Origin of the sequence: Pseudomonas sp. (genome assembly GCF_030147005.1) — a bacterium.
Lineage (GTDB): Bacteria > Pseudomonadota > Gammaproteobacteria > Pseudomonadales > Pseudomonadaceae > Aquipseudomonas.
Genome location: NZ_JASLAW010000161.1, coordinates 1 through 7,015, shown reverse-complemented (window position 1 = coordinate 7,015; position 7,015 = coordinate 1). Strand labels below are relative to the sequence as shown.

Sequence of the window (7,015 nt, the reverse complement as noted above, 5' to 3'; positions counted from 1 at the left end):
GCCCTTCCAGCCACCAAAGATCCCGAAGAACCATGATCACCCCCTGCTACCACTGCGCCCTGCCCGTCCCGGCCGGCAGCCGGTTCACCACCGAAATCCTCGGCGAGCGCCGCGAGCTCTGCTGCCCGGGCTGCCAGGCGGTGGCCGAGGCGATTGTGGCCGGCGGCCTGGAAAGCTATTACCGGCACCGCAGCGAAGCCTCGGCCAACCCCGAGGCGCTGCCGGTGCAACTGGTCGATGAACTGGCGCTGTACGACCGCGCAGATGTGCAAAAACCTTTTGTGCGCCACACCGGCGAACTGGCTGAAACCACCCTGCTCATGGAAGGCATCAGTTGCGCGGCCTGTGGCTGGCTGATCGAGAAACACCTGCGCAGCCTGCCCGCCGTGGCCGAGGCGCGGCTGAACCTGTCCAACCATCGCCTGCACGTACGCTGGGCCGACGCGCAGTTGCCGTTGAGCCAGGTGCTCAGTGAACTGCGCCATATCGGCTATGCGGCCCATCCCTACCAAGCGGACCGTGCCGCCGAACAACTGGCCGGCGAGAATCGCCTGGCCCTGCGCCAACTGGGCGTTGCCGGGTTACTGTGGTTCCAGGCCATGATGGCTACCATGGCCACCTGGCCGGAATTCAATATCGACCTGAGCCCCGAGCTGCATGTGATCCTGCGCTGGGTGGCGATGTTTCTTACAACCCCCATCGTGTTCTACAGCTGTGCGCCGTTCTTCAAAGGGGCGCTGCGCGATTTGCGCACACGCCACCTGACCATGGACGTGTCGGTGTCCCTGGCCATTGGCGGGGCTTATCTGGCCGGGATCTGGACCGCGATCACCGGCGTTGGCGAGTTGTACTTCGACGCCGTCGGCATGTTCGCGCTGTTCCTGCTGGCCGGGCGCTACCTGGAGCGGCGTGCCCGCGAGCGCACCGCCGCCGCCACCGCGCAGTTGGTCAACCTGCTGCCCGCCTCGTGCCTGCGCCTGACCGCGGACGGGCAGAGCGAACGCATCCTGCTGGGCGAATTGGCCTTGGGTGACCGGCTGCTGGTGCATCCCGGCGCGGTGCTGCCCGCCGACGGCGTGATTCTCGAAGGCCACTCCAGCGTCGACGAATCCCTGCTCACCGGCGAATACCTGCCTCAGCCCAGGCAGGTGGGCGATGCCGTTACCGCCGGCACCCTCAATGTGGAAGGCGCGCTGACCGTCGAAGTGCGCGCCCTGGGCCATGACACGCGCCTGTCTGCCATCGTGCGCCTGCTGGAACGCGCCCAGGCCGAGAAGCCGCGCCTGGCGCAGATCGCCGACCGCGCCGCACAGTGGTTTTTGCTGGGCTCCTTGCTTGCCGCGGCGGTGATCGGCCTGGTGTGGTGGGAGCTTGATGCGTCACGCGCGTTCTGGATTGTATTGGCCATGCTGGTAGCGACCTGCCCGTGCGCGTTGTCCCTTGCAACCCCCACCGCCCTCACCGCCGCCACCGGCACGCTGCACACCCTGGGGTTGCTGCTGACCCGCGGCCATGTGCTGGAAGGGCTGAACCAGATCGACACGGTCATTTTCGACAAAACCGGCACGCTCACCGAAGGACGCCTGGCGTTACGGGCCATCCGTCCCTTGGGCGACCTGGACAGCGACCAGTGCCTGGGCCTCGCCGCTGCGCTGGAAAACCGCTCCGAACACCCGATTGCCCGCGCCTTTGGCCGAGCCCCCGTGGCGGCCGACGACGTATTGAGCAGCCCCGGCCTGGGCCTGGAAGGACGCGTGGGCGAACACGTGTTGCGTATCGGCCAACCCGGCTTCGTCTGCGCGCTCAGCGCCAGCCCGATCCCGGCGCCACCGGACGAAGCCGGGCAATGGCTGCTACTGGGAGATCAACGCGGCGCGCTCGCCTGGTTCGTGCTCGACGACCGCTTGCGCAGCGATGCGCCTGCCCTGCTTGCCGCGTGCAAGGCACGCGGCTGGCGCACGCTGCTGCTGTCGGGAGACAGCTCGCCGATGGTCGCCAGTGTCGCGTCCGAGTTGGGCATCGACGAAGCCCACGGCGGCCTGCGTCCCGACGACAAGCTGCACGTGCTGCAACGCCTGCACCGAGAAGGCCGCAAGGTGCTGATGCTCGGCGACGGTGTCAACGATGTGCCCGTACTGGCCGCCGCGGATATCAGCGTGGCGATGGGCTCGGCCACGGACCTGGCAAAAACCAGCGCCGATGCGGTGCTGCTGTCCAACCGCCTGGAAGCCTTGGTGCAGGCGTTTACCTTGGCGCGACGCACACGCCGGGTAATCATCGAAAACTTGCTGTGGGCCGGGTTGTACAATGGTCTGATGCTGCCGTTCGCGGCCCTGGGGTGGATCACCCCCATCTGGGCGGCCATCGGTATGTCCCTCAGTTCGTTGACGGTGGTGCTCAATGCCCTGCGCCTGACTCGCCTGCCGAGCGCGCCGGCTGCGGGAGCCCCCTTGATAAATCGTCCGCTGCCGGCTTGAGCCGCGCGGGCATGGAGTGCAGATGCCAGCTCTATACGTGATGATTCCGGCGGCGCTGCTGTTAGTGGGCGTGGCCATCTACATCTTCTTCTGGGCCGTGGACAGCGGCCAGTACGAAGACCTCGACGGCCCGGCCCACAGCGTGCTGTTCGACGACCAGGACCCGAATCACCTGGCCGCCATCGACGAAGCCAACCGCACCGAGCACCCGCCCAAAGAGCCGCCTCATGCTTGAACTGGCGCCTTTGCTGGTCTCTGCGCTGATCCTCGGCCTGCTCGGCGGTGGCCATTGCCTGGGCATGTGTGGCGGGCTGATGGGTGCGCTGACCCTGGCGATTCCCAAGGAGCAGCGCAGCCGCCGTTTTCGCCTGCTGCTGGCGTACAACCTGGGGCGCATTCTCAGTTATGCCTCGGCGGGGTTACTCATCGGCCTGGCCGGCTGGGCCGTGGCCAACAGCCCGGCGGCGATGTTCATGCGCGTACTGGCGGGCCTGCTGCTGATCAGCATGGGCCTGTACCTGGCCGGCTGGTGGAGCGGCCTGACCCGTATCGAAAGCCTCGGTCGCGGCCTGTGGCGGCATATCCAGCCGATTGCCAACCGCTTGCTGCCGGTATCAAGCCTGCCCCGCGCTTTACTGCTGGGCGCGTTGTGGGGCTGGTTGCCGTGCGGGTTGGTCTACAGCACTCTGTTATGGGCCGCGAGCCAGGGCAATGCGCTGGACAGCGCGCTGCTGATGCTGGCCTTCGGCCTGGGCACCTGGCCGGTATTGTTGGCGACGGGGCTGGCGGCCGAACGCGTCACCGCGCTATTGCGCAAGCGCAGCGTGCGCGTGGCCGGCGGGTTGCTGGTGATTGTCTTTGGCGTCTGGACCTTGCCAGGGCCGCACCAGCACTGGCTGATGGGGCATTGACTGGCCTGTGGCATAGCGCCGCTGCTCGTTGATGCAAATCAACATGGCCTTGCCACCCTGCCCCTAGACTCGGCCCACTAGCCAATCCGGGGGACCGCCCGCATGCTCGACGCCATTCGTTGGGACACAGATCTGATTCACCGCTACGACCTCGCGGGGCCGCGCTACACGTCCTACCCCACCGCCGTACAATTGGACAGCCAGGTCGGCAGCTTCGACCTGCTCCATGCGCTGCGCGAAAGCCGCAAAGCCGCGCGGCCGTTGTCGCTGTATGTGCACGTGCCGTTCTGCGCCAACATTTGCTACTACTGCGCCTGCAACAAGGTCATCACCAAAGACCGTGGCCGCGCCCAGGCCTACCTGCAACGCCTGATGCAAGAAATCCAACAGGTGGCCTGCCACCTCGACCCGAAACAGGCAGTGGAGCAACTGCATTTCGGCGGGGGCACGCCGACCTTTCTCAGCCACGACGAGTTGCGTCAGGTGATGACACACCTGCGCCAGCACTTCAATTTGCTGGACGACGATTCGGGCGATTACGGCATCGAAATCGACCCTCGCGAAGCCGATTGGGCGACCATGGGCCTGCTGCGCGAACTGGGCTTCAACCGCGTCAGCATCGGCCTGCAAGATCTTGACCCCGAGGTGCAACGGGCTGTCAATCGCCTGCAAAGCCTGGAAGAAACCCGCGCGGTGATCGACGCGGCGCGCACTCTGCAATTTCGCTCGATCAATATCGACCTGATCTACGGGCTGCCCAAGCAATCAACGATGAGTTTTGCGCGCACCGTGGAAGAAGTCATCCGCCTGCAACCAGACCGCTTGTCGGTATTCAACTACGCCCACCTGCCGGAACGTTTCATGCCCCAGCGGCGGATCAACACTGACGATCTGCCCTCGCCGCCAGAAAAACTGTTGATGCTGCAAACCACCATCGAACAATTGACCCGGGCCGGCTACCGCTATATCGGCATGGACCATTTCGCCCTGCCGGACGACGAACTGGCCGTGGCTCAGGAAGAAGGCAGGCTGCAACGCAACTTCCAGGGCTACACCACCCACGGGCATTGCGATTTGATTGGGTTGGGCGTGTCGGCGATCAGCCAGATCGGCGACTTGTATTGCCAGAACAGCAGCGATCTCAACCAGTACCAGAACGCGCTGGCGGGCGCGCAACTGGCGACCAGCCGTGGCTTGATCTGCACCACGGATGACCGCCTGCGACGGGAGGTGATCCAACAGTTGATCTGCAATTTCAGCTTGAGATTCGAGGGCATCGAGCAGACGTACAACATCGACTTTCGCGGCTATTTCGCCGAGCTGTGGCCGCAACTGGAAACAATGGCCGGCGACGGCTTGATCGAGCTGGACGCCAAGGGCATTCGCGTACTGCCGGCCGGGCGCTTGTTGGTGCGTTCAGTGTGCATGGTGTTCGATGCCTATCTGGAGCATCAGAACAGGCAGCGTTTTTCGCGGGTGATTTGATTACATCGACAGCGAGGCGGCCTTCATCGAGTCTTCGGCACTCATGCCTTTCATCGACTTGGCCAGGGAGGTCTGAGCCGACATCAAGCCCGCCTGCAGTGAACTGATCTCGCTCTGCAACTGGCTGGCCTTGGCCCGCGCTTCTTCCGGAGAAAGGTTGTTGGCCGCCGCAACGGCTGCCAGCTCCGCCTGTTTTTCAGCGATCTGCTGTTTGAGCTGACGGATCATTTTCAGTATTTGTTTGACGTTATCATCCAGACCGCTGTCATCGATATCGGCATTCGCGCTCTTGGCCGCCCCGGCGGCCTTGAATGCATCGGCGGAAATCGTCACCGTCACGCCTTCAACCACCTTCGGTTCAGATGCCTTTTCGACGGCTTCCGGTATCTCCTTGGCCTGTGCAACCGGCTTCGCGTCCGCCACAGTCGGAACGCGGACAGCGGGGTTGTAAGCGGCGATAACAGACATGATCCGAGCTCCGATGAATAGGTATGCACACTGTATCGACCAGGGTACAAAAACCTTTAGACCGCTGGCGCTTTTTCTGCCCAGGCTGGCCTGGGCGCCCTCCAGTGCGTTACCCTTACGTCTAATGTGTGTTTTTCCCACAAGGATTTAAGAAATGTCCGAGCCAGTTAAACTGCGCGCTCACAGCCAGGCCCATTGCAAGGATTGCAGCCTGGCCCCCCTCTGCCTGCCACTTTCTTTGAATCTGGAAGACATGGATGCGCTGGACGACATCGTTAAACGCGGCCGCCCGCTGAAAAAAGGCGAGTTTCTGTTTCGCCAGGGCGACAAGTTCGATTCCGTTTATGCAGTCCGTTCAGGGGCGTTGAAGACGTTCAGCCTCAGCGACGGTGGCGAAGAGCAAATTACCGGCTTCCACTTGCCCAGCGAACTGGTCGGGCTGTCGGGGATGGACACCGAAATGCATCCCGTGTCGGCTCAGGCGCTGGAGACTACGTCGGTGTGCGAAATTCCTTTCGAGCGCCTCGATGAACTGTCCGTGCAGTTGCCGCAACTGCGCCGTCAATTGATGCGGGTGATGAGTCGCGAAATTCGTGACGATCAACAAATGATGCTGCTGTTGTCGAAGAAAACCGCCGACGAGCGCATCGCGACGTTTCTGGTCAACCTGTCGGCGCGTTTCCGCGCCCGTGGGTTTTCGGCCAACCAGTTCCGCCTGAGCATGTCGCGCAATGAAATCGGCAATTACCTGGGCCTCGCGGTGGAAACTGTGTCCCGCGTGTTTACCCGCTTCCAGCAGAACGCATTGATTGCCGCCGAAGGCAAGGAAGTGCATATCCTCGACCCCATCCAGCTCTGCGCGCTGGCCGGTGGTTCCCTGGAAGTTTGATCCAGGAGTCTGCGGCCAAGCGAACCCGCAAGGCCGCAGGTATACTTCGAGTCCTTTTTCCGCCCAGGACTCTTCGACGATGACCTTCGATTCGTTCGACATCAAATCCCTGATCCGCCCCGTCATCGACTTCCCCAAGCCTGGGGTGATCTTCCCTGACATCACGCCGTTATTCCAATCGCCCCGCGCCCTGCGCCTGGTCGCCGACAGCTTTGCCCAGCGCTACGTCGAAGCCGACTTCAGCCATATCGGCGCGATGGATGCCCGTGGTTTCCTGATCGGCTCGATCATCGCCTATCAGCTCAACAAGCCACTGATCCTGTTTCGCAAGCAAGGCAAACTGCCGGCTGACGTTCTGGCTGAGGGGTACCAGACCGAATATGGCGAAGCCTTCCTCGAAGTGCATGCCGACAGCCTTTGCGAAGGTGACTCGGTGCTGATGTTCGATGACTTGATCGCGACCGGTGGCACCCTGATCGCTGCGGCGAACCTGGTGCGACGAATGGGCGCGAACATTTTTGAAGCGGCGGCGATTATCGATTTGCCGGAGCTGGGGGGGTCGCAGCGGTTGGAAGACATGGGGATTCCCACGTTTTGCCTGACGCAGTTTGGGTTAACCGAGAAATAAGGGTTTGCCTGGCTGACGCCTTCGCGGGCAAGCCCTAATGCCGGTCAGTTAAGCGCTAAAGCAGAAAAACCTGCGACCTGTGGCGAGGGAGCTTGCTCCCGTTGGGGCGCGAAGCGGCCCCAAAAATGGGACTGCTACGCAGTCCAGCGGGAGCAAG

General features: G+C 62.9%; 7 protein-coding genes. 6 read left to right on the top strand and 1 reads right to left on the bottom strand.

All coding sequences use genetic code 11. The features are described from left to right. Nucleotides 1-32: 32 nt before the first annotated feature. The 4 genes from Q1V60_RS14695 to hemN all read left to right on the top strand — a co-directional run bounded on the left by Q1V60_RS14695 (nucleotide 33) and on the right by hemN (nucleotide 4,873). Nucleotides 33-2,477 carry a heavy metal translocating P-type ATPase gene (locus Q1V60_RS14695; RefSeq protein WP_300631545.1) on the top strand — a complete coding sequence of 815 codons (2,445 nt, stop codon included), beginning with the start codon at nucleotides 33-35 and terminating at the stop codon, nucleotides 2,475-2,477. Nucleotides 2,478-2,499: 22 nt separating this feature from the next. Next, a complete protein-coding gene (ccoS, locus tag Q1V60_RS14690; protein WP_300631543.1) occupies nucleotides 2,500-2,712 on the top strand; it encodes a cbb3-type cytochrome oxidase assembly protein CcoS in 213 nt (70 codons plus the stop codon). Continuing rightward, entirely contained in the window at nucleotides 2,705-3,388 is a 684-nt protein-coding gene (locus Q1V60_RS14685; protein ID WP_300631541.1) for a sulfite exporter TauE/SafE family protein, read from the top strand. The genes ccoS and Q1V60_RS14685 overlap by 8 nt, the downstream gene beginning before the upstream one ends. 102 nt (nucleotides 3,389-3,490) lie before the next feature. Next, nucleotides 3,491-4,873: an oxygen-independent coproporphyrinogen III oxidase gene (gene hemN / locus Q1V60_RS14680; protein WP_300631539.1), complete on the top strand. Its 1,383-nt coding sequence runs from the start codon at nucleotides 3,491-3,493 to the stop codon at nucleotides 4,871-4,873. Here the strand turns inward: hemN and Q1V60_RS14675 are convergent, their stop codons facing one another. Then, a complete protein-coding gene (locus Q1V60_RS14675) occupies nucleotides 4,874-5,341 on the bottom strand; it encodes a hypothetical protein (protein WP_300631537.1) in 468 nt (155 codons plus the stop codon). It lies immediately after the preceding gene. Between the two features lie 154 nt (nucleotides 5,342-5,495). Between Q1V60_RS14675 and fnr the strand changes: the two genes are divergently transcribed. Both fnr and Q1V60_RS14665 read left to right on the top strand, forming a co-directional pair. Beyond that, complete coding sequence (gene fnr, locus Q1V60_RS14670) at nucleotides 5,496-6,230, top strand: fumarate/nitrate reduction transcriptional regulator Fnr (RefSeq protein ID WP_300631535.1); 735 nt, start codon at nucleotides 5,496-5,498, stop codon at nucleotides 6,228-6,230. Between the two features lie 79 nt (nucleotides 6,231-6,309). Beyond that, nucleotides 6,310-6,858, top strand: coding sequence for an adenine phosphoribosyltransferase (locus Q1V60_RS14665; RefSeq protein ID WP_300631533.1), 549 nt, complete (start codon nucleotides 6,310-6,312; stop codon nucleotides 6,856-6,858). Nucleotides 6,859-7,015 lie beyond the last annotated feature (157 nt).